Below are 21,341 nucleotides of genomic sequence, written 5' to 3'. Positions count from 1 at the left end.
TATTTTATGTAATTTCAAAATATCTAATCGTATAGTTTCAATATTTCTTTTCGTGTTTGCATACACTATGTTCACAATCAATTCATTACACTTTTCCTAGTCATAGTGGTATGATTTTCGTATATTACAGACTAATTGTTGAAAATGTAGGAGTGAATATTTTGAAAACGGTCGCTGTTATTGGAGGAGGAATTACGGGCTTAACCACTCTGTACTATTTGCAGAAACTAAAACGAGAACGTAATCTTCCGCTTAAATTATTATTACTAGAGAAACATCCCCATCTAGGAGGGAAAATCAATACGCGTGAAGCTGGGGAATTTATTATGGAAACAGGGGCGGATTCTATTGTGGCTCGAAAAGAAAACGTTATGCCTCTGCTAGAAGAGCTGTACTTAACAAACGATTTAGTCTATAACGAAACGGGCAAATCATTTATTTACTCTGCTAATGAGCTACTTCCAATTCCTGAAGATACCATGTTCGGTATTCCAACAAGCGTGGAATCTCTTTTTAAAAGCGAGCTGATTTCTTCAAAAGCGAAAATTACAGCTTTAAAAGACTTAATTACTAAAAATACAACGTTTACGAAAGACAGCTCGATTGGACTCTTTTTAAAACATTTTTTAGGAGAAGAGCTAGTAGAAAAGCAAATTGCACCTATTTTATCGGGCGTCTACTCTGGCGATTTAGACAAGCTCACGATTTCTTCAACTCTCCCGTATCTGCTCGACTACAAAAACACGTACGGCAGCATCATCAAAGGAATGGGCGCCAATGAAAAAAAATTTAAAACGGCAGGAAATAAAAAATTCATTTCGTTTAAACAAGGTTTATCAACGATTATTCACCGCTTAGAAGAAGAGCTTTCTGATGTAACGATTTTAAAAGATACGCCAACCACCAGCATAAAACGGAACGGTGAACGCTACCAAATCAGTACGCCGGGGCAAGCCCATTCAGCGGATTACGTGGTGTTAGCTACACCGCACACGGCTGCTCAGCACCTGTTGAACGATCCCGAATTAAACGAAGACTTTGAGCAGTTAAAAGATTCTTCTCTCATTAGCGTGTACATCGGCTATAACGTTCCAGACGAATACCTTCCCGCTGAAGGCACGGGGTTTATTGCTTCTCAATCAAGCAACTTAATCGCCAATGCCTGCACGTGGACGAGCAAAAAATGGGCTCACACCTCTAAGCGAGGGAATTTGTTAGTTCGCCTGTTTTATAAAAGCACGAGTCACCATTTTGACAGCCTGCGGACGATGTCAAAAGAAGAGCTGCTAGCAGTGGCACAAAAGGACATTAAAAACAGCTTAGGGATCAAAGAGCAGCCCATTGAAAGCGACGTAACAAATTGGGATAAATTGATGCCTACCTATCACCTTAAACACGGTGAACTCGTACGCAGCTTGACTCAAAAATTGTATGACAAGCACCCCGCTATTACATTAGCCGGCTGTTCTTACTATGGAGTGGGGATTGCAGCGTGTATAACAAACGGCAAACAAACGGCCAAAGCTATCTCTCAACAGTTGACTTAAACAAGGTTTGAAAACAATAAAAGGCCTGAAAATAATATATTATTTTCAGGCCTTTTATTACCTTTTCGTTAGCATATAAAGCTACTTTCCTTACTATTAACAACTCTTTTATCGCTTTTCTTTTTGCAAAGCAGCAGTAGCAAACAATACAAGATAGCGCTCGTCTGAAGTTAATCTAAGCCAATGTTTCACTTTATATCTCACAGGTTTCCGCTCCCTTCCTTCAAGGTTTTATATGGAAAGACTTTATATAAAGATTTAATAATGATAAGAAATGATGCTTGATATGTATTTTATTCCCACGCACGCTTGTTTACAAACTTTTTTAAGCATAAGACTCTTCGTTTATTTCCCTGAAAATAACACTATTTTCGCCATTATCATCTTACTATTTGAGAAAAAAGTGTACATTTCTTGCCTATTTTGACGAACATTGCGATAAATAAAAGCTGCCAACTGCGGCAGCTTTTATGTTAAAGGACTAATCTAATTATATTTCCTGATGGATCTTTTGTGATGAAATCTTGGTTTTCTTTAGACACAGCTGCTCCAATTTCACGAAGCTGATTTATTGCCTGCTCCCTTGCTTCTTCATCTGGAAAAACAAGTGTAAATGAGTCCAAACCAACGCTGTTCTCAAGAGGACTAGGCGCTCCAATTCCATTCCAAACGTTTAGTCCGATGTGATGATGATAGCGCCCAGTTGAAATAAACAAGGCTTGATTATGGTAATTGCTCACAACCTCAAAACCTAATCCATTTCGATAAAAGTTTTCCGTTTGCTCTAATTCAGAAACGTGAAGGTGAATATGTCCCATTAAGGTAGCTGAAGGTAATCCTGTCCATGGTTTACCGTTTCCTTCAGATAATATCGCTTCTGCGTCTAAAGGTTTTGTAGCCATTACTACTTCACTGTCGTTCCATTCCCATGTACTTGACGGACGATCTCGATAAATCTCTATGCCGTTTCCATCTGGATCTGCCAAGTACAGCGCTTCACTCACTAGATGATCAGACGCCCCTTGAAGCGGATAACCGCTATTTAACAGATGCTGTAGAATACTTCCTAAATCAGAACGAGTCGGCAACAATAGAGCAAAATGATATAAGCCTGTTGTACGAGGCTGTTTTGCTGTAACGTTTTCCGGCTGTTCAATCGATAAAAGCGCCGTGCGTCCATCAGCTGTTAACAAGGCTTTGTTCTCTTTTCTCCCTAAAAGTTTAAACCCGATTATTTGCTGATAAAAAGCAAGTGAACGCTCTAAATTTTCTACTTTTAAATTTACTTTCCCAACAAATACATGGGGTGCACGGTGAAAGTTCATGATTATTTCTCCTTTTAAATAGATCATTTTTTAATTAACTTACTTTATGTAACTTATTATATTTTTATAACTTTGTTTCGTCAAGTTATTTATTTTACTATCATAACTTAAAACTCATATCACAGCATAACCAATTAAATAAGCCCGCCTGCTCATAATATAGTATGAACAGGCGGGCTTACTTACCATTAGGCTATGCATAAACTATCAAAACAGTTCTCTGCTTTTACGTTTGACATTTCCATTAACAAAATACTGTATTCTCTCTTTTTGCTCATTTGTTGGCTTCTTATACGTTTCACATTCAAACTGAAAACATGCTTTTTCTAAATCGACTTCATTTCCTACAATTTCTCCAATCGCACTCAATTGGTTTAAATCTCTCCAAAGTTCCTCAGAAGTTTCAGGGTCAAAATGAGATGAAAGATAATACTGCGCATCATATTTTTTAAGTTCTCTCTGAATCCGCTCAAGGTCTTCTTTATCATAACTCCAGTCACCGCTATAAAAATCTGGACATAGACAATCACCTAAAAACAGTACTTTTTCTTTGGGGACGTAGACAACGGACGAGTCTTGCGCGTGTACCCCTCCAATATGCTGAATGCAACAAGTGATTCCACCTAGGTCAACTTCCATATGATGATGAAACGTTACGTCCGGCTCCCGTAAAATTAACGTCTCTCGACACGGCATTTCTTTCTTTATCATATCCCGGCAAAATTCGATTTCCTCCCCTTCCTGGACGCGTTTATCCAAGGAATCATCGTCCCAGCGCAGTGTCTTTAAATAGGCCAGCTTTTTCTTCGTCAAATGATGGCTGATTGTATATTTGTTCATTGCATGAATGCCAAATGTATGATCCCAGTGCCAATGCGTAATAGCTACTCCTTTGATTGGAGGGGCTCCCATTTTTTCCACTTCTTCTAAAAATGATGATGCATGCGCAGGAGAATTCCCAGCATCTACGAGGAAACTATACTTCTCCCCGCATATAAGCCCGAGCACCGGCCGATCCGTTTCTTCAGAATGAGGAAAGTAATAAACGTGGTCCGTTAGTTTTTTCAGCATATTTACACCTGCTTTATGTAGTTTAATAAAAACCTCTTTACTAAATGGTAAATAATGATAAATAAACTGTATCATACTCGGTGCTGCTTGCCTATCCCATTAGCTGATATTCGACTTTTCTTGAAAAGCTATAACTTTTTCGGGCTCTGCTGCTTTGTACTTTAAGAAGATCATCACACTAATCATCACAATCATTCCTCCCGCTAGCTGAGAAATGGTTGTCATTTCTCCAAGCAAGAAATAGGCGAGAATGATGGCACCAATTGGCTCGCCTAAAATAGCCATCGAAATCGTTGTAGCACCTACATACTTTAACAGCCAGTTAAATAAGGCGTGACCAAAAATATTAGGAATAAGCGCTAAAAGCAAAAAGATCCACCAATCCTTTGTGTCATACTGAGTCAGCGATACGTTTGTACAAATATTGTAAACAAATAGAACCAGTCCACCGATTAAAAAAACGGCGAAGCTATAGATGATTGGAGGCATTTTCCTGCATAGATCTTGCCCCGCCAGCATATGAACAGAAACGGCCACTGTACCTAAAACAGAAAGTAAGTCTCCGTAAAGAGCCGTTTTAGATACTCCGATATCGCCCGATGCGATAATCACCGAGCCGCTAACAGCCATTAAAATACTGATGACTCCTACTTTGCTTGTTTTTTCTTTAAATAAAAAATAAGCTCCAATCACTACGAAGACCGGCTCGAGCGCAGTCAAAATCATAGCGCTAGCAACTGTTGTATGTGAAAAAGATTCCATCCAAAACAGAAAATGAAGCCCTAAAAACACGCCTGATACAGCTAGCATTAGCCATTCTTTTACCGTGCTGTTTTTAAAAAGAATTTTCATTTTTCTCCATGGTAAAAACGGTAAAAATAAAAGGACGGTAAACAGCAGTCTATACATTCCTAAAATAGAAGCAGGCGCATCCGACCATTTAATTAAAATAGAAGAAAAGGAAACGGCTAATACACCGATTAAAAGAAAGACAGGAGGCGGTAAAGGAAGAATTGATTTATTCATGCCATTACTCCTTTTAGAATCTCTTTTTTCATATTTACTACGGGAATATTCACTCCCCCTCTATGTACGATTTCTTTTTCCTCTATGTAAAAGCCGATTGATTCATATAAAGCTATATTACGAGAAACACTCATTCTCACCTTGCATGATAAACTTTCCTTACCACACTCTTTGGCGTATGTTTCTAACCATTGAATAAGCCGTTTAGCCAGTCCTTTTCCTTGAAAAGCAGGAATAACAGACAGACGGTAAAAATATAAGCTCGTTTCTTCTAGCGTAAAACGCGCCATCGCTACGGGCTTATTTTCGACGTATAAAATGACAGCTTCTTTTCCATGCTTTAACGATTGCATAATAGATTCCGTTGTTTCATCAAGAGCACTGGAAGGTGGGACAGAATCGCGATAGACGGAGAAGGCTTGCAGCATAAGATCGTGAACTGTAGCAGCGTCCTCCGGCTGTGCTAAACAGTAGTTCATAAATTTTACCTTCTTTCTATAAAAATTAAGTATATCGAATTATTATACAACATCACCTATTTTTTTCCTACACCTTTTATTGATTTTTATTAAGGAGAATAACCTCTTTTTAAGCTCTTATACCTTCTTAGCTTTACTCCATTAAACTATTAATTCATTAGCACACACTCTTGAGAACTTTTTGTCGAAATGGTTAAAATTCTGTTGGGAGGGAATTATCATGACATTTTCTTGGCTTATACCTTACATAGCCGTGTCACTTATCATTGTCTTAATACCAGGACAAGACATGATTTTTGTAATGACACAAAGTATTGCTTCAGGCGTCAAAGCAGGCATCAAAACCGTACTGGGATCCATTACGGGAACATTTGTACATACTCTTTTAGCCGCAGTGGGGCTATCTATTATCTTTCAAAAATCAATTATTGCCTTTACGATTCTAAAGGTTGTAGGTGTTCTGTACCTGCTGTTTTTAGCCTACCAATCGTTTCGCGAAAAAAGCGGTCCGTTGGAATTAACAGAAAACGTTCAGCACCACCATCACTTTAGAAAAGGATTTGTTAGCAACTTAACCAATCCAAAAGTAGCTATTTTCTTCATTACGTTCTTACCGCAGTTTGTTAATTCGTCTCTTGGACATGTAAGTTTGCAGATGATTTTGTTTGGGATCATCTTTATCGCCGAAACGCTCATCATCTTTTCACTTATTGCGCTATTTGCTTCTGGCCTTGGGAAAAAAGTCAAAAAAAGCCGTATCTTTCAGCACACATTAAAATATGTAAAAGGAACCGTTTTTGGGATACTTGGCCTAAAACTTTTATTTTCTAGCAACAATTAAGTAAAACAAAATGAAATTTCTTTCATCCCTGCTGTTATCACCTTTTCATACCCGCTTCATTTGTCATATCACCCTATTTTTCCATGTGAGGTTAGTTGACAAAAGACCAAAATTATTATTTTATATATATATAAGGTTCAGATTTAGCAACAAGATTCGACAAGGATAATGAAGAAAAACAGCGGGGAAATAGGGAGATCTATCTAAATAGAGGGAAAATTCTATAAATTCACGTTTTTTATTATTATTCTACTATAATTCATGAAGAGGTGAAACTATGCAAGAAGTAGTTCAAGGTTTTGTTAGTTCAATCAACGAATTTCTTTGGTCCTACTTACTGATTGCGATGCTGATTGCATTTGGTTTGTTTTTTACATTCAGGTCAAAGTTTTTACAAATTCGGTTATTAAGAGAAATGATTCGTGTATTAAAAGAAGGTGCGGATAGCTCTTCTAAAGACGGAATTTCGCCATTCCAAGCGTTTTGTATCAGTATGGCAGCCCGCGTTGGTACGGGGAATATTACAGGTATTGCGATTGCGATCGCTTTAGGGGGACCTGGTGCTGTATTTTGGATGTGGGTACTTGCCGTTATTGGTTCAGCTTCAGCATTTGTCGAGAGTACGTTAGCACAAATATACAAAGTAAAAGACAAAGACGGCGGCTTCCGAGGCGGACCGGCTTACTATATGGAAAAAGGGTTAAAAAAGCGCTGGATGGGCGGACTGTTTGCTGTCTTAATCACTTTATCCTTTGGCTTAATTTTTAATGCTGTACAATCGAACACGATTACCCTTGCGTTTGAAAATGCGTTCGGAACGAATCGTCTAGTGTTAGGAATTATTATGACAGTGGCTTTCGCTGCCATTATTTTTGGCGGAGTTAAGCGTATTGCAAAAATGTCAGAATACATTGTTGTGGTACTAGCTGTTGCCTACATTGCAGTAGCACTCTTCATTATTATTATGAACATTCAAGAAATGCCTTCTCTTATTGCGTTAATCGTTAAAAATGCATTTGGTTTCGAGCAAATTGCTGGCGGTTCTCTTGGAGCAGCTCTTATGCAAGGAATTAAACGCGGATTATTCTCAAACGAAGCGGGTATGGGTAGTGCGCCAAACGCAGCCGCAGCTGCAACAACAAGCCACCCGGTAAAACAAGGATTAATTCAAGCCTTTGGTGTATTAACGGATACGCTTATTATTTGTAGTAGTACTGCCTTTATCATTTTACTTTCAGGTGCTTATACAAATAAAAATTTAAGCGGTATTGAATTAACACAAGCTGCTTTAAGCACTCATATTGGTTCTTGGGCAACAGGTGCTCTTGCAATTATGATTTTCCTATTTGCGTTTAGTACATTAATTGGTAACTACTACTACGGAGAAACAAATATTGAGTTCTTGAACACAAATAAAGCTTGGCTGATGACTTATCGTGTTGCTGTGCTTGCAATGATCGTGTTCGGTTCTATTTCTCAAATTCAGCTTGTATGGGACTTAGCAGACCTGTTTATGGGCTTTATGGTAGTAGTCAACTTAATCGCAATTCTCCTGCTCTCGAAAGTGGCCTTTGCCGCACTCAAAGATTATCTTGCCCAAAAGAAAGCTGGAAAAGACCCTGTCTTCTATCAAGACAGCATTTCTGGACTTGATAATATTGATGCATGGGATCATTCAAAAGATAAATCTAGCTCGAAAGAAGCGATCTAATAAAAAAAGCCGTGAATATTCACGGCTTTTTTATTGCGCAAATTTACTTCTTTTTTTCTTCTAGTGAAGAAGTCTAAGACTAACCAAATACCTATAGTATAAATAAATTACGCTGTACGGAATCCAGTAGGAAAAAAATGTCCAGCCGAGATTCCATCCGTTTCCGTATATAACTCTTTCCATATACATATACGTTCCTTCTAAAAATGTTGTAAACAGCGCTATAAGAAAAATAAAAAAATGAGGCTTTCCGATTCGCTGGATTAAAAAAATCATATAGCTGGCCAATACAGGATAAACACCTAAATTAAAAGGCAGCGCTTCTAATGCTTCATTTTCTAAAGAAGTCCGGAGTTTCCAAAAGCCATAATAGCTCCCTAATTCATTGATAACGATTGCTAAAATGCAAAAAGCAGTTCCTACTAAAGGCAGTAAACGACGATTTCTAGGATGTAAATAGAGGGTGCCAAAAATCCAAGGTAAAACAAACGCCAGCGCTATATTGATAAGCAAGAATATCCGACCTTTTTCTTTCTAGTATGCCACACCGCACCTTTTTCTAATCATCTCATTATCTTGAACGCAGCAAGTGTAAAAGTATCTTATCTCTGATCGTTAAACCAGAGTGCTTACTTTATGATTACTGTGGTTCGTCCCTTGCTTTTTTCATTTATTTTAATGAAGCAAATTCAGCGTCTTTTTTCTGGTAATAGTTTTGAACTAAACGCCCTGATAAAGCAGCTAATACCTGCTGAAATAACATCCCTAATACGACCGGTACAGCAACGGGAGCTGGAAAATAAGATACGGCTAATACGGCTCCGGCGCTAATATTTCTCATGCCTCCGCAAAACGTAAGCGTCACAACTTTTGCTCGGTCCCATCTTAGCCATTTGCCAATCATCCAGCTGAAGAAATAACCAGCTGAACTCATTAAAAAGATGATCACGATAATAAACAGCAGTTTTTTATCAATATGTTTTAAATAAGGTGCAATCACTCCCCCGTTTACCATAACCATCACACTTAACCCTATTTTCGAAACAGGTGCCAGCTTTGGTCCTAAGGTCTGCTTAATTGTTCCTTTTGTATATTGATTTAAGCACATGCCTAACAAAGATGGAAGGACAATCATAAAACATAAATCTTTGACTAACTTTAGCGCTTCCAAATGTACGGTGTCTCCAACCACCAATAAAAGCGTATAAGGAACGATAAGCGGTGCTAAAAGAGTATCAATTAAAATAATGGATAGTGCAAGAGGAATGCTTCCTTTGTAAATCGAGACCCATATAAAACTAGTCACTCCCGTTGGAATAATTGCTGCTAGCAAAAGACCCGTGCTTGTAAATACATCATGTGGAAAAATCACTTGGCCAACGCTCCAAGCCCATGCTGGCATAAAAATATGTAAAACAAACAGAGCCATAATGATTGGAAATGGACGATGTATCGTGGCATTTAATTGGTGAAAGTTTGAATTCAAACTTCCGGCAAACGTCATTAATGCAAAAAGCCATGGAATTAAGAAGGTATACTGACTTAATGATGAACCGATAAGAACTCCTATGAGCAAGCTGAGCGGCGTAATAAACGGCATCAATTTTTCTAGCATTCTATTTAATTGACTTAACAAAGCTTTCTCCCTCCAACGAACGTTTTAAATAAATAATAAGATAAATTAACGTTTATAATATCACCTATTTATTATACAACTTATTTTCAGACTATTGTCTGTCTCTTTTACTAAAAAGAGATATATTCATAATTATCACTTAAATAGATTTACAGGTATTTTTGTGCTATTTTAATAGGGAAGAAGCTTTTAAAAAGCATGAATTTAGGGTAAAGAACACTCTACATAGGAATGCTTTCAATTGACGGATATAAATGGACTGTAGCACAGTTTTGGTAACTAGGAGGATTGTATGGATTTTTTGAAGTCTCTATCATCGTTAGATGATTGGAAAAAAATCGTGATTGCGATTGGGATCTTTTTGATCTTTTTAATTCTTCGCAAGCTTTTCACGACTTATTTGTTTAAGTTTATTATTGGTTTTGTCAAAAATAAAAAAATCAATTTAATTACGAGCGTTTTAGAAGCTTTTGAAAAGCCGCTGCGCTGGATTTTTGTGATTATTGGTTTCAAGCTTGCTCTTCCCTATCTTCCCTTTGATGTTTTAACAGCCGATACGGAAAGACATTTAGTTCGTTCAGCTTCTGTTGGCCTTGCAGGATGGGGCTTGTATAATTTAGCTGCTTCTACCAATTTATTTTTTGCAACGTTTGCCAAAAATTTTGATATCCAAGTGGATCGAATCATTATTCCTTTTATTGAAAAGTTTATCCGCATCGTTGTTGTTATGCTTTCTATCTCCATCATCGCAGAAGAATGGGGTTTTAACGTAAACGGCTTTGTAGCAGGTCTTGGCTTAGGTGGTCTTGCTTTTGCCCTAGCCGCAAAAGACACCGTTAGTAATTTATTCGGCGGAATCGTAATTATTACTGAAAAGCCTTTTACCATTGGAGATTGGATTAAAACACCAAGTGTTGAAGGCGTTGTAGAAGATATTACGTTTCGAAGCACCAAAGTTCGAACGTTCGCTCAAGCAGTCGTAACGGTTCCAAATGCTACTCTTTCTAATGAACCTATTATTAACTGGGCTAAAATGGGGAAACGTCAAATTGCCTTTCATTTAAACTTGAATTATAATACACCAAAAGAAAAGTTAGAAACCGTAGTGGCAAGAATTAAAAAGATGCTGACTGAGCACGAAGAAATTCACAATGAAACGATTCTTGTAAATTTTGACGGTTTCTATGAATCTAGTTTAAATATCTATCTGTATTTCTTTACAAATACAACCGTTTTTGCTGATTACTTAGATGTAAAAGAAAATATAAACTTCGAAATTATGGACATTCTTGAAGAAGAAGGCGTAGAATTTGCTTTCCCTACACGCACACTCATCGTTGAGCAGGACGGAAAGCTTTCTGGCAATCCAAAAGAATTTCTAGAAAGTGCTCGAAGCTAAAAAAAGCTGACTTAGTAGTCAGCTTTTTTTCCTTTCTTCTTTAGTTTGAAATGAACATTTGAGTCCAGTAATGACCGTAGCTTCCGCCTTTAGCGTAACCTACTCCGATTTCGGTAAATTGACTTGATAGTATGTTTTTACGGTGACCTTCGCTATTCATCCATGCGTTAACCACTTCTTTTGGAGTTGCTTGTCCAGCAGCGATATTTTCACCTGCTGTACTGTATGTAATGCCAAATTTTTTCATCATGTCGAACGGACTTCCATACGTAGGCGATGTATGACTGAAATAATTTTTATCAATCATATCCTGCGATTTATAGCGAGCCACGCGAGCTACTTCCCAATTAGACTTTAAAGGCTTAAGCCCTACTTTAGCACGTTCTTGATTCACTAGCTGAACCACTTGCTCTTCGTATGAACTTCCCGCTTTATCTGTTGGTATGGTAATTTTTTGTCCCGGATAGATCGAATTAGGATTTTTAATAGCAGAATTCGCTTCAATCAGCTCGGAAACGCCCACCTGATATTTTACTGCTATTTTCCACATCGTATCTCCCGATTGAACGGTATGTACGGTTGCTGCTTGCGCAGTGTTATTAAGACCAAAAGCTAGAGTGACAGACAACAATGTTACTAATAAAAGTTTTGATAGAGTTTTCATACTTTTATTAAAGCAAATTGATTTCAAGATTCATAGCGGTAATATTATCCCATAGTTCCATCATATGACTTTGTCATCTTCCCTCCACACTTTCTTTTAAAAAAAGACGCACTGCTCTTTCGCAATGCGCCTTCTTATTATGAAGATAAAGCCTGTGACTGGTTCATGTCCGACACATTAACCGCTTCATCCGTACTTTGATGTACCTGACGTTTTTTAATCACATCAATATATTGAATGTGATGGCCTTCCATTTTCGTAACGGTAAAATCATACTGATCAAAGCTAAGGCTTTCTCCTTGTTTGACGTCATATTTTTCCGTTAAGACCCAGCCTCCAATTGTATCAACATCCGTATCATCAATTGTCGTGCCAAGCAGCTCGTTAAGCTCACTTACTAATAATTTTCCATCTACAATATAATGATCGGGTTTGACTTTCTGAATTAATGGAAGTTCATCCGCATCAAATTCATCACGAATTTCACCGACAATTTCTTCTAAAATATCCTCTACTGTTACAATCCCTGCTGTTCCACCGTATTCATCAATTAAAATAGCCATATGGATGCGTTCACGCTGCATCTTAAGCAATAAATCATGAATAGGAATCGATTCAATTACTTCAATAACAGGACGGATATACTGTTTTAAATCTATTTTTTCCTTGCTGTTGTTCATGACAATCTCGGTTAAAATTTCTTTCATATTGACCATTCCAATAATATGGTCTTTATCTCCATCGATGACCGGATAGCGGGTAAACCGTTCTTCTTGGACCATCTCAAGGATGTATTCGACCGTATCTTCCTGGTCAATTGAAACGACTTCCGTACGCGGCACCATAATCTCCTTGGCAACGCGATCATCAAAGTCAAAAATTTTACTTACATATTTAAACTCCGATTGATTGATTTCACCGCTTTTATAGCTTTCTGATAACAAGATGCGAAGCTCTTCTTCACTGTGTGCAAGCTCATTTTCTGAAGCAGGCTTTAGACCAAATAACCCTGTTATTAAACGAGAAGAACTGTTTAATAGCCAAATGAAAGGATAGGTTACTTTATAAAAGAGTATAAGCGGACGAACAAATAATAAAGTGACTTTCTCTGCTTTTTGAATTGCAAATGTTTTCGGAGCAAGCTCTCCGACCACAACATTTATAAATGTAACAACCGCAAAAGAAATCGCAACAGATAGTACTTTTGTTAACGCTCCGCTTATCCCTAGTTGATCAAGTAATGGTGACAGGAGATGCGAAAGTGTAGGCTCTCCTAACCAACCAATTCCCAGCGCAGTAATCGTAATACCAAGCTGGCACGCAGATAAGTATTCATCTAAATTTGAAATAACTTGCTTCGCAGCTTTTGCATTGCTGCTCCCTTCTGCTATAAGCTGATCCACTTTGGAACTCCTCACGCGAATAATCGCAAACTCGGTAGCAACGAAAAAAGCAGTTAATGCAATCAGTACCGCTAGTAAAATCAAGTTAAATATGTCCAATCAAGTTCCTTAGCTCGTTTAAAAACGAGTAAGGACTCACCTCCTAAAAAATAAAAAATTTGGATAAAGAACTCTATCCCTGTACTGATCACTTGGAAAAGTGCATATAAGGAGGAATCACATGATAAATGTATAAACATTTTTATATGGAGCAAAACTGCCAGCCTTTCTTCCTTATCTCACGTTTCACTCGTTAATCTAGCAGGTCATTCTTTATTCAGCTGTTCTAGATGTGAAGCAATGGCTCACATCGCTTCATTTCATGATGTTGCTTCAGCGCTGATTCTCTCTCCCAATTCATTTATAAAAAATTTAGTAGTTTACAATCTTTATAAAGTTAAAGTCTGTTAACGCCTTAAAAGAGCGATTATGTGATAAAGAGCGATATGCGTGAAGCAAATGTAGGTTTGTATAATACTGTATTGTACGCTTTGACACTGGTGCATATAATGCTACTTCGCCAACGTGGTACACTGCCCCATCCAATCACCTCTATTTCCGTATATCTAAAAAGATTTAGGAATAATTATCCTATTTCTTTTTAAACTTATTGACTTTATTTTAAATGTTAAAAACTTTGCAGTCAAACGTTTTAGTTAGTCTCCTGCCCTTGCTATTTACTGGTGCGGCGATTTTTAGCAGGCAAATAAAAGCTTGCTGCTACACAAAAAAAACCAAGGACAAAACAGATAATGGGGAGTTTCATACCTATCGCTTCAGCATAATAAGTGAGACTCCTTCCGTGAATAGGGACAAGATTCATTTCAAAAATCAAAGTCAAAACAGCTGTCACTTTGAGTGCAATACCAACAATGAAAAGACAAACTCTCAGGCCTCCACTCATATGCAAAAACATCCCTTCTATCCATTAGCGAATGGATGATGTACTACACCATATGATACATCCCTACACTTTATCACTAAATGCTAAAAAAGCGCTATGTCCATGCATAGACGCTTATAAATTTGCAACCACTTGTCCAATGGAATCATAGATAACCAAATCAAACAAATAATCGTAATGCGTAGGTTCTTTATTAATGATCACCATATTTGTACGATTGTACCGGCTCACAAGCAGCGGAATCTGATTAATCGGTGCTACTTCAAGCGATGAACCAAGCACGATGAATAAATCAGATGACAGCGCTGCTGTAACTGCTTCATCGAACTGATGAATGGCATCTCCAAAGAGAACAACATTTGGCTTTAAAAGGCGCTCACACGCTGTACATTGTGGGAGAGCTGACTGATTTAAATACGCTAAGTCATACTCTTTTTTACACCTCGGACAATGAGCTCTCTTAATGGACCCATGAATTTCAAAAACGTTCGTGCTTCCTGCATCTTGGTGCAGCCCATCGATATTTTGCGTAATCACATGCACGGTTTTGGCGTCTTCTAGTTCAGCAATAAAGCGATGGCCCGTATTTGCTTTATAATGATGCAGCATTTTAATATGAAAAATTTCTTTAAACAGCGGCCAAAATTCATGAGGATACTGTTCATAGAAGTCAGCAGCTACTATGTCCACAAAGCTTTTGTTTTGGCGATATAAGCCATTTTGAGAGCGAAAGTCAGGTATGCCCGACTCTGTGCTCATTCCTGCTCCCGTAAAAAAACAAATGTGTTTAGCATCATCAATGAGCTGTTTTAATTCTTTGTACTGGTTTGACATTGCATTTCTCTCCTATTTAACAATTAGCACAGGAATTGTTACTTGCTGTGCTATCTTAGAACTAACGCTTCCAAGCAGCATGCCTTTTACAGGATTTAACCCTCTGCTTCCTATTACTACAAGGTCAAATGAATTTTGATTAGCAAATTGAATCACTGTTTTAGCCGCGTCTCCGTGCATAAAGGTGATCTCATACTCCACGTTTCCTTGCTTTAAAATTTCATCCGTTGTATGTATCCGACTTTCCCGTTCCTCGTCGCGGCTAAGTGATTTTAATCTTGAATCACCTTCTACTGCATAAATAACTTGAATAAAACTGTTTTCCGTAAGCTGAGCCAGCTGAACGGCTTTTTCTGTTGCTTTAGCTGCATGCTCTGAGCCATCTGAGGCAAGTAAAATTCGTTTAAACATCACGCTTCCTCTCCTCTTTTATAAAATGGTCTTCTCTCTTTACTATATCACTCGCTGTTCAAATGTAATCATTTTTTTGATTATTTCTATAATTTTTAAAATTATTTGTCTACTTTTATGATAAACTGAAAGAAAACGTGTACAGAGGGGATGAACCAATGTTTGGTTTTGAATTAATTTGCACTTTTTGCAAAGGGCTCGGAAAGCTAGCTGTTATTCCTGGTATCGGTTACATGAAAACATGCAAACACTGTGAAGGGACAGGGATGCAGTCAAAAAAAGACGAAACTCCTTCAATATAAGAAGTTTCGCCTCAGCAACACTGTGATTAGATTGAAAGCTCTTTAGATAAACGGTACATATCAGCATTGATATGGTGAGGTTCACCTAAAATTTCCATAATATCATAATCTACAATTTCATTTTTACGGATACCGATTGCACGGCCGCCTTTACCTTCTAGTAAAAGTTCGACTGCACGACCGCCGAAACGGCTTCCTAGCACACGATCTTGAGCAGTTGGGGAACCACCGCGCTGAATGTGTCCTAATACTGTTACACGCGTTTCAATACCTGCAGCTTCATGAAGCTGTTTCGCTACTTCATTACCATTAGCTACACCTTCAGCTACCACGATAATGCTGTGCTTTTTACCGCGCTCTTGTCCTTTTCTCAAACGATCAACCATTTCTTGGAACTCATCTTTTGCTTCTGGGATAAGGATTGTTTCCGCACCGCCAGCAAGACCTGACCAAAGAGCAATGTCTCCTGCATTACGACCCATAACTTCAATAATAAACGTACGCTCATGAGAAGTCGCCGTATCACGGATTTTATCAATTGCATCGATAACCGTATGAAGAGCCGTATCAAATCCTAGTGTAAAATCTGTTCCTGGAATGTCGTTATCAATTGTTCCTGGAATACCGATACAAGGGAAACCAAGCTCTGTTAGTTTTACAGCTCCCATATATGATCCGTCTCCACCGATAACTACTAAGCCTTCAATACCGTGCTTCTTAAGGTTTTCAATACCTTTTAAACGCCCTTCTTCTGTTTTGAATTCTGGACATCTTGCAGAATAAAGCATCGTTCCGCCGCGTTGAATGATGTCACCAACATCTCCAACTTCTAGCTTTTTAATATTTCCTTCTATTAATCCTTGATATCCTTGGAAGATACCATAAACTTCCATACCTTCATGAATTGCTTTACGCACAACAGCACGAACCGCAGGATTCATACCTGGAGAATCTCCGCCGCTTGTTAATACACCTATTCTTTTCATTACTTTCACCTCATCAAAGTCACATATATGACTACTATATTATAGTTCTACATTTTACCCGAGTTCGAACTTTTTGTGTAGTAATTCACAACATATTTCTTTGTTAAATTTTAAATGTACATACTTTTTCATATCTTTTAGTTATTTACCGTCAAATATTCAAAGTTTTTCTAGCAATATTACACATCTAAAGAACCCTTTTAATTACAGCTTTTATAAGACTATATTCACCTTTATATTTCATTTTTTTCATATATGTAATGAAATTGTAACGTAGAACACTGTCGAAAGATGATATGATGAATTTACTCAAATCAGGAAAAATTTTCAGGGGGTACTAGTTTTATGAAAAAAGTAATAGCAGCTCTTACGCTTGCTGGCGTTATTGTTTCTACTAGCCCGATTGTCAGCCAAGCGGCTCTAGGCGACCAAACGCTTCGCCAAGGCATGAATCACCAAGATGTTAAACAACTACAACAAACGTTGAAAAATAAAGGTTATTTTAAAGGGAATACGACTACATACTTTGGGACTGTTACAACTTCTGCTGTAAAATCATTTCAGCGCAAAAATGGACTAGCAGCAGATGGTATTGTCGGAAAAGGAACGTACGCTAAACTAGGCGTTTCAGCAAAGGGCAAATCGTCTTCTAGCTCAGCGCGCTATAACCCTAACGCAGTGATTAACAAAGGAAAACAGTACATGGGCGTTCGCTATCGCTGGGGCGGAACAACGCCAAGCGGCTTTGACTGCAGCGGTTTTATTGGCTATGCGTTCAAACATGGCGGCGGGGTTCAGCTTCCTCGAACAGTAGCTCAAATTTACCAAAAAGGAACGCGCGTCTCAAGTCCAAAAGCTGGAGATATTGTGTTCTTCCAAACCTATACAAAAGGGCCTTCCCATGCAGGAATTTATTTAGGAAACAACCAGTTTCTTCACTGTTCTTCATCTAAAGGTGTGAGCATCTCTTCTCTAAAAGAGAGCTATTGGAGCAAACGCTATTTAGGTGCTAAAAGAATGTAGTTTCGATAAAAAGGGCAAGCTGTGCGATTTTGATGCGGCTTGCTCTTTTTCTGCATGTAAAAGATTTGGTATAGTAGAAGCAGCGCATTACAAAACCAAGCGTGTAGATGAATACTGTAAAGGAAGTTGAATAAATGCACACCCTTTTAATTGACATGGATTCTGTCATTTGTGATCTTATGACGGATTGGCATAACCAATATAACAAAGATTATTGCGACAGCTTATCGGTTGAAAAGTTAAAATGCTGGGAATCAGAAAAGTATGTAAAGCCGGAATGCGGCACAAAGATTTATGACTACCTCGATCAGCCGGGGCTTTTTTTACATTTACAACCTCTGCCTCATGCTGTTGAGGTTCTTAAACGACTTTATGAAAGGTTTTCCATTTTAATTGTCACAAGCAGCCGTACCTATGCTTATACAGAAAAAGAGCAGTGGGTTGAAAAACACCTTCCGTTTATCGGAAAGTACAATATCGTGTTTACACACCAAAAAGATAAAATATACGGAGACTTGCTATTTGATGATGCACCGCATAATTTGAAGGCTTTTCAAGCTACAGGTCGCCATGCTGTTGCCATGAGCTACCCATACAACGAAGAAGTAAATGTCCCTCGCGTGGACGATTGGCTTCAGTTTGAACAGTACGTAAATACTTATTTCAACGAATGTTAATCAAAAAAACACGTAGACTTTGTCATCAGAGAATGAATGCAGTGCGTTTGTGAGCACAGCTATAAGCATAAAAAAACCGCCTTTTGGGCGGTTTTTGACGGATAGCCCCCTAAGGGTTATCCGCTTTTTATTTAAAAAAGATATCGTTTTTAGTACTTATCAGCTGATGAAAAAAAGTCCATAATGGCATGGATAATTTCAACGGACTGAAAAGAAAACAATGATATGGCTGTTAATGAAAAGAAACCAATCATGGCCATACGTACAAGTAACATAGACTAATCGCCTCCCTGTTTTGAACTAAATGAACGCACCCAAAACAATTCGCTATCTGTCTTTGTTTGTACGACGTTTTCGCCAAGCAAAGGCAGCTCATTCACTGCGTGTAACAATGACAATGAATCTTCATCTTTCTCTTAAAGACTAAGCGTATAGTTAGTATATCAAATGAAACTTTTTCTTCAAGGCTATACTAGCGGTAAAAAAGGAAATAGTATGAAACGATGCGTTTTATCTTTACTTCATACAATTCAGTACCCTAATATTTATTATATTAAACCTTTTAGAAAAATTGCTACTATAATATCTTTTTTATAAAAAAGATATTAAGACCTAACTAAATTATTCCAATCCAAAGACGAACAAACGAGATAAATAATCTCAACTGCTTGTTACGTTGCTGTTGATTTCCTTGTAAGACTTCGCTTTCCCCAGGCGGCTGATGAGCCTCCTCGTCTACATACATAAAATCTACGTTCACTATATCAATGAAAAAATCCGAATGCGTTGGATTCTCCAGCAAGAATCAAACGCGTTCGGATCTTCCTTCAACTAAAATAATTTTGCCCCAGATTCTTCACATTATCGACACGTACTGTAATACTCATTAACAATGTCTAAAATAGTTGGGTATTCTTCCACCCATGTAAAGTTTGTTTTTTCGTTTTCTTTTTTTACTGTTTCTTGTTCTGCACCGATCTTTTCCATTATTCAATCTCTCCCTTTAACTGTTATATAACATTTATATTAACTAAACTTTGTTTTATAACAACTTTAAAAAGAAAGTTGGACAATGAGTATGAAAAAAAGTTATTGCAGGGATAAAATTTTCACATAATACGTACGGTTCCTCGGTCCATCAAACTCACAAAAATAAATTCCTTGCCACGTTCCTAGCAGCAGCTGCCCATCGTGAATGATTATATGCTGAGAGGGGCCGACCGTGCTCGCTTTGAGATGTGCCGCCGTATTTCCTTCCATATGAAGATCTAACTTATGTTCCCAAGGATATACTTCATCGAAGCGTCGGATCATATCCGTTTTTACATCGGGATCCGCATTTTCATTAATTGTTATACCAGCGGTTGTATGAGGACAGTAAACAACTACAGCCCCTTCTTTTAATCCTTCTGTTCTTATTACTGCTTGTACATGACTCGTAACGTCGATCATTTCGTCACGCTTATTCGTTTTTAACGTAAATGAATGTAGCATACCATCACCTCTTTTCTTTACCATAACATATCTTTTCTATTCTTCCACATTTTTCGCATAACTCGTTTTTACATCGTAAACACTAAGCTCATTAATACAACAGGCGGTGAGTTTATTTATGCTTGATTCAAAATTTCAGCCCAATGCAGACTACACCGTTCAAACGTTTCTAGATTTGGTGGGTCAAAATACAGATGTTGGTTCCAAAAAATTATGGCTGTCCCCCACAAAATATATATGCATTATTTATCTCCAAGGATTAGTCGACGGAGAAAAACTTGATAATCTCACTCAGCATATTGTTGAGACCAAAGCAAAAAGTGAAACGCAAACACTCGATGACATCGATTCGTTTATTTCTGTCATTAAAGACAAAGAAGTTTATACATACAAGCAAGCGATCTCGTGTTTTTTTAAAGGTCAGCCCTTGCTGTTCATTAGCGAAAGCACCACGGCATATTCGCTGAATATGTCTATGACCAAACAGCGCTCTTTAAGTGAACCTACAACAGAAAAAGTAGTGCGTGGCCCTAAAATTGCGCTTATCGAAAACTTAGATGAAAACCTTGGTCTTTTAAGGCAGCGTTCTACCGAAGAAGAAATGGTTATTGAAGACATTTACATTGGAAATACAAAGGAACATCGAACAAGTATCGTTTTTCATAATAAACACTGTCAAACTCACATCGTGAATCAAGTCCGAGAGAAATTATTAGACATTCCTTTAGATAACATTCAAGACTCAGGAATGATTGAAGAATTTTTAGAAGAAGCACCCTACTCACCGTTCCCTCAAGTGCAAAATACAGAAAGACCGGATCGCGTTCTCGCTGCGGTGAATGAAGGGCGAGTAGCCATTTTAGTAGATGGCTCTCCTTTTGCTCTTTTAGTACCTACAACTTTCGATATGATTATGAAATCACCCGATGATTATTACGAAAGATGGATAGCGGGTTCGTTGCTGAGATTACTAAGGTACTTGTCTATTTTTATTACCCTATTCTTTTCAGCTATTTATATTTCACTCGTTTCGTTTAACCAAGGTCTGCTTCCGACGGAGCTAGCTATCACTATTGCGGCTACACGAGAAAACGTTCCTTTTTCTCCTTTTATCGAAGCAGTGGTCATGGAAGTGACGCTTGAATTATTGCGCGAAGCCGGGCTGCGTCTCCCTACTCCTGTCGGACAAACAGTTGGACTTGTAGGAGGGGTTGTGATTGGTCAAGCAGCGGTGGAAGCCCATATCGTTAGCTCCGTTATGATTATTGTTGTATCCGTATCGGCAATTGCGTCCTTTACCGTTCCTCAGTATGGAATTGGCCTTTCGTTTCGAATTTTGCGTTTCGTATCTATGATGATTGCAGCAATCTTTGGATTATACGGAGTTACCATGTTTTTCCTTGTTCTTGTCATTCATCTAACTAAGCTCGAAAGTTTTGGTATAGCCTACTTTAAACCGTTTTTTGCGTTAAATAAAAAAGCGTGGAAAGACTCTTATGTTCGTCTTCCAAACAAAAGCCTAAAACAGTCTAAAAATAAATCAAAACAAAACTAACAAAAGGAGGACCA

At 38.0% G+C, this 21,341-nt stretch carries 23 protein-coding genes; 8 read left to right on the top strand and 15 right to left on the bottom strand.

Annotated features, from left to right (window positions below; all coding sequences use genetic code 11):
* The first annotated feature begins 161 nt into the window (after positions 1 to 161).
* Positions 162 to 1,547 carry a protoporphyrinogen oxidase gene (locus ACWATA_RS04755; RefSeq protein WP_224980518.1) on the top strand — a complete coding sequence of 462 codons (1,386 nt, stop codon included), beginning with the start codon at positions 162 to 164 and terminating at the stop codon, positions 1,545 to 1,547.
* 473 nt (positions 1,548 to 2,020) lie between these two features.
* Here the strand turns inward: ACWATA_RS04755 and ACWATA_RS04750 are convergent, their stop codons facing one another.
* The 4 genes from ACWATA_RS04750 to ACWATA_RS04735 all read right to left on the bottom strand — a co-directional run bounded on the left by ACWATA_RS04750 (position 2,021) and on the right by ACWATA_RS04735 (position 5,448).
* Entirely contained in the window at positions 2,021 to 2,872 is an 852-nt protein-coding gene (locus ACWATA_RS04750; protein ID WP_034270678.1) for a VOC family protein, read from the bottom strand.
* A 207-nt stretch (positions 2,873 to 3,079) separates the two neighbouring features.
* Positions 3,080 to 4,018 (bottom strand): MBL fold metallo-hydrolase, encoded by a 939-nt coding sequence (locus ACWATA_RS04745; protein WP_028415077.1) that lies wholly within the window; start codon positions 4,016 to 4,018, stop codon positions 3,080 to 3,082.
* Positions 4,019 to 4,042: 24 nt separating this feature from the next.
* Positions 4,043 to 4,969: a DMT family transporter gene (locus ACWATA_RS04740; RefSeq protein ID WP_224980519.1), complete on the bottom strand. Its 927-nt coding sequence runs from the start codon at positions 4,967 to 4,969 to the stop codon at positions 4,043 to 4,045.
* On the bottom strand, positions 4,966 to 5,448 hold the full coding sequence (locus tag ACWATA_RS04735) for a GNAT family N-acetyltransferase (protein WP_033579878.1): 483 nt from the start codon (positions 5,446 to 5,448) through the stop codon (positions 4,966 to 4,968). The genes ACWATA_RS04740 and ACWATA_RS04735 overlap by 4 nt, the downstream gene beginning before the upstream one ends.
* A gap of 220 nt (positions 5,449 to 5,668) precedes the next feature.
* On the opposite strand from ACWATA_RS04735, the gene ACWATA_RS04730 reads away from it, so the two are divergent.
* Together ACWATA_RS04730 and ACWATA_RS04725 are read left to right on the top strand one after the other, a co-directional pair.
* Entirely contained in the window at positions 5,669 to 6,289 is a 621-nt protein-coding gene (locus ACWATA_RS04730; RefSeq protein WP_224980520.1) for a LysE family translocator, read from the top strand.
* A 277-nt stretch (positions 6,290 to 6,566) separates the two neighbouring features.
* On the top strand, positions 6,567 to 8,000 hold the full coding sequence (locus tag ACWATA_RS04725; RefSeq protein WP_028415081.1) for an alanine/glycine:cation symporter family protein: 1,434 nt from the start codon (positions 6,567 to 6,569) through the stop codon (positions 7,998 to 8,000).
* Between the two features lie 60 nt (positions 8,001 to 8,060).
* Here ACWATA_RS04725 and ACWATA_RS04720 read toward each other — a convergent pair whose 3' ends face one another.
* Together ACWATA_RS04720 and ACWATA_RS04715 are read right to left on the bottom strand one after the other, a co-directional pair.
* Entirely contained in the window at positions 8,061 to 8,513 is a 453-nt protein-coding gene (locus tag ACWATA_RS04720; protein WP_028415082.1) for a CBO0543 family protein, read from the bottom strand.
* Between the two features lie 157 nt (positions 8,514 to 8,670).
* Positions 8,671 to 9,636, bottom strand: coding sequence for a bile acid:sodium symporter family protein (locus tag ACWATA_RS04715; protein ID WP_473049600.1), 966 nt, complete (start codon positions 9,634 to 9,636; stop codon positions 8,671 to 8,673).
* 292 nt (positions 9,637 to 9,928) lie between these two features.
* Here ACWATA_RS04715 and ACWATA_RS04710 point away from each other — a divergent pair, with 292 nt between their 5' ends.
* Entirely contained in the window at positions 9,929 to 11,035 is a 1,107-nt protein-coding gene (locus ACWATA_RS04710; RefSeq protein WP_025750169.1) for a mechanosensitive ion channel family protein, read from the top strand.
* A gap of 40 nt (positions 11,036 to 11,075) precedes the next feature.
* On the opposite strand, the gene safA is transcribed toward ACWATA_RS04710, so the two are convergent.
* The 5 genes from safA to ACWATA_RS04685 all read right to left on the bottom strand — a co-directional run bounded on the left by safA (position 11,076) and on the right by ACWATA_RS04685 (position 15,290).
* Positions 11,076 to 11,699, bottom strand: coding sequence for a SafA/ExsA family spore coat assembly protein (safA, locus tag ACWATA_RS04705; protein ID WP_074677042.1), 624 nt, complete (start codon positions 11,697 to 11,699; stop codon positions 11,076 to 11,078).
* Between the two features lie 137 nt (positions 11,700 to 11,836).
* On the bottom strand, positions 11,837 to 13,201 hold the full coding sequence (locus tag ACWATA_RS04700; RefSeq protein WP_028415084.1) for a hemolysin family protein: 1,365 nt from the start codon (positions 13,199 to 13,201) through the stop codon (positions 11,837 to 11,839).
* 613 nt (positions 13,202 to 13,814) lie between these two features.
* Positions 13,815 to 14,045, bottom strand: coding sequence for a YuzI family membrane protein (locus ACWATA_RS04695; RefSeq protein WP_016765278.1), 231 nt, complete (start codon positions 14,043 to 14,045; stop codon positions 13,815 to 13,817).
* 114 nt (positions 14,046 to 14,159) lie between these two features.
* On the bottom strand, positions 14,160 to 14,879 hold the full coding sequence (locus tag ACWATA_RS04690) for an NAD-dependent protein deacylase (protein WP_028415085.1): 720 nt from the start codon (positions 14,877 to 14,879) through the stop codon (positions 14,160 to 14,162).
* A gap of 12 nt (positions 14,880 to 14,891) precedes the next feature.
* On the bottom strand, positions 14,892 to 15,290 hold the full coding sequence (locus ACWATA_RS04685; protein ID WP_013058676.1) for a universal stress protein: 399 nt from the start codon (positions 15,288 to 15,290) through the stop codon (positions 14,892 to 14,894).
* Between the two features lie 158 nt (positions 15,291 to 15,448).
* On the opposite strand from ACWATA_RS04685, the gene ACWATA_RS04680 reads away from it, so the two are divergent.
* Positions 15,449 to 15,592 carry a hypothetical protein gene (locus tag ACWATA_RS04680; RefSeq protein WP_013058677.1) on the top strand — a complete coding sequence of 48 codons (144 nt, stop codon included), beginning with the start codon at positions 15,449 to 15,451 and terminating at the stop codon, positions 15,590 to 15,592.
* A 26-nt stretch (positions 15,593 to 15,618) separates the two neighbouring features.
* On the opposite strand, the gene pfkA is transcribed toward ACWATA_RS04680, so the two are convergent.
* Positions 15,619 to 16,578, bottom strand: coding sequence for a 6-phosphofructokinase (pfkA, locus tag ACWATA_RS04675; protein ID WP_028415086.1), 960 nt, complete (start codon positions 16,576 to 16,578; stop codon positions 15,619 to 15,621).
* Between the two features lie 345 nt (positions 16,579 to 16,923).
* Here pfkA and ACWATA_RS04670 point away from each other — a divergent pair, with 345 nt between their 5' ends.
* Entirely contained in the window at positions 16,924 to 17,601 is a 678-nt protein-coding gene (locus tag ACWATA_RS04670) for a C40 family peptidase (protein WP_013058679.1), read from the top strand.
* Positions 17,602 to 17,735: 134 nt separating this feature from the next.
* Positions 17,736 to 18,278, top strand: coding sequence for a 5' nucleotidase, NT5C type (locus ACWATA_RS04665; protein WP_028415087.1), 543 nt, complete (start codon positions 17,736 to 17,738; stop codon positions 18,276 to 18,278).
* Positions 18,279 to 18,427: 149 nt separating this feature from the next.
* Here the strand turns inward: ACWATA_RS04665 and ACWATA_RS04660 are convergent, their stop codons facing one another.
* From ACWATA_RS04660 to ACWATA_RS04650, 3 genes are all read right to left on the bottom strand, one after another.
* Positions 18,428 to 18,553, bottom strand: coding sequence for a hypothetical protein (locus ACWATA_RS04660; protein WP_013058681.1), 126 nt, complete (start codon positions 18,551 to 18,553; stop codon positions 18,428 to 18,430).
* A 586-nt stretch (positions 18,554 to 19,139) separates the two neighbouring features.
* Positions 19,140 to 19,265 (bottom strand): hypothetical protein, encoded by a 126-nt coding sequence (locus ACWATA_RS04655; protein ID WP_016765283.1) that lies wholly within the window; start codon positions 19,263 to 19,265, stop codon positions 19,140 to 19,142.
* A gap of 102 nt (positions 19,266 to 19,367) precedes the next feature.
* The gene (locus ACWATA_RS04650) at positions 19,368 to 19,772 is read right to left on the bottom strand and encodes a secondary thiamine-phosphate synthase enzyme YjbQ (RefSeq protein WP_028415088.1); all 405 of its coding nucleotides are present in this window, start codon (positions 19,770 to 19,772) and stop codon (positions 19,368 to 19,370) included.
* A gap of 118 nt (positions 19,773 to 19,890) precedes the next feature.
* Here ACWATA_RS04650 and ACWATA_RS04645 point away from each other — a divergent pair, with 118 nt between their 5' ends.
* On the top strand, positions 19,891 to 21,327 hold the full coding sequence (locus ACWATA_RS04645; protein WP_028415089.1) for a spore germination protein: 1,437 nt from the start codon (positions 19,891 to 19,893) through the stop codon (positions 21,325 to 21,327).
* The last annotated feature ends 14 nt before the right edge of the window (positions 21,328 to 21,341 follow it).

This window comes from Priestia sp. USM5 (assembly GCF_058323215.1).
This window is presented reverse-complemented; position numbering and strand designations above follow the sequence as displayed.

Bases quoted from the DNA above. Each gene is read 5' to 3' on its own strand.
- ACWATA_RS04740 (WP_224980519.1), bottom strand. From the start codon at position 4,969: ATGAATAAATCAATTCTTCCTTTACCGCCTCCTGTCTTTCTTTTAATC.
- ACWATA_RS04655 (WP_016765283.1), bottom strand. From the start codon at position 19,265: ATGGAAAAGATCGGTGCAGAACAAGAAACAGTAAAAAAAGAAAACGAA.
- pfkA (WP_028415086.1), bottom strand. From the start codon at position 16,578: ATGAAAAGAATAGGTGTATTAACAAGCGGCGGAGATTCTCCAGGTATG.
- ACWATA_RS04730 (WP_224980520.1), top strand. From the start codon at position 5,669: ATGACATTTTCTTGGCTTATACCTTACATAGCCGTGTCACTTATCATT.
- ACWATA_RS04685 (WP_013058676.1), bottom strand. From the start codon at position 15,290: ATGTTTAAACGAATTTTACTTGCCTCAGATGGCTCAGAGCATGCAGCT.
- ACWATA_RS04650 (WP_028415088.1), bottom strand. From the start codon at position 19,772: ATGCTACATTCATTTACGTTAAAAACGAATAAGCGTGACGAAATGATC.
- ACWATA_RS04695 (WP_016765278.1), bottom strand. From the start codon at position 14,045: ATGAGTGGAGGCCTGAGAGTTTGTCTTTTCATTGTTGGTATTGCACTC.
- ACWATA_RS04680 (WP_013058677.1), top strand. From the start codon at position 15,449: ATGTTTGGTTTTGAATTAATTTGCACTTTTTGCAAAGGGCTCGGAAAG.
- safA (WP_074677042.1), bottom strand. From the start codon at position 11,699: ATGAAAACTCTATCAAAACTTTTATTAGTAACATTGTTGTCTGTCACT.
- ACWATA_RS04660 (WP_013058681.1), bottom strand. From the start codon at position 18,553: ATGTTACTTGTACGTATGGCCATGATTGGTTTCTTTTCATTAACAGCC.
- ACWATA_RS04750 (WP_034270678.1), bottom strand. From the start codon at position 2,872: ATGAACTTTCACCGTGCACCCCATGTATTTGTTGGGAAAGTAAATTTA.
- ACWATA_RS04710 (WP_025750169.1), top strand. From the start codon at position 9,929: ATGGATTTTTTGAAGTCTCTATCATCGTTAGATGATTGGAAAAAAATC.
- ACWATA_RS04735 (WP_033579878.1), bottom strand. From the start codon at position 5,448: ATGAACTACTGTTTAGCACAGCCGGAGGACGCTGCTACAGTTCACGAT.
- ACWATA_RS04690 (WP_028415085.1), bottom strand. From the start codon at position 14,879: ATGTCAAACCAGTACAAAGAATTAAAACAGCTCATTGATGATGCTAAA.
- ACWATA_RS04645 (WP_028415089.1), top strand. From the start codon at position 19,891: ATGCTTGATTCAAAATTTCAGCCCAATGCAGACTACACCGTTCAAACG.
- ACWATA_RS04725 (WP_028415081.1), top strand. From the start codon at position 6,567: ATGCAAGAAGTAGTTCAAGGTTTTGTTAGTTCAATCAACGAATTTCTT.
- ACWATA_RS04665 (WP_028415087.1), top strand. From the start codon at position 17,736: ATGCACACCCTTTTAATTGACATGGATTCTGTCATTTGTGATCTTATG.
- ACWATA_RS04670 (WP_013058679.1), top strand. From the start codon at position 16,924: ATGAAAAAAGTAATAGCAGCTCTTACGCTTGCTGGCGTTATTGTTTCT.
- ACWATA_RS04745 (WP_028415077.1), bottom strand. From the start codon at position 4,018: ATGATACAGTTTATTTATCATTATTTACCATTTAGTAAAGAGGTTTTT.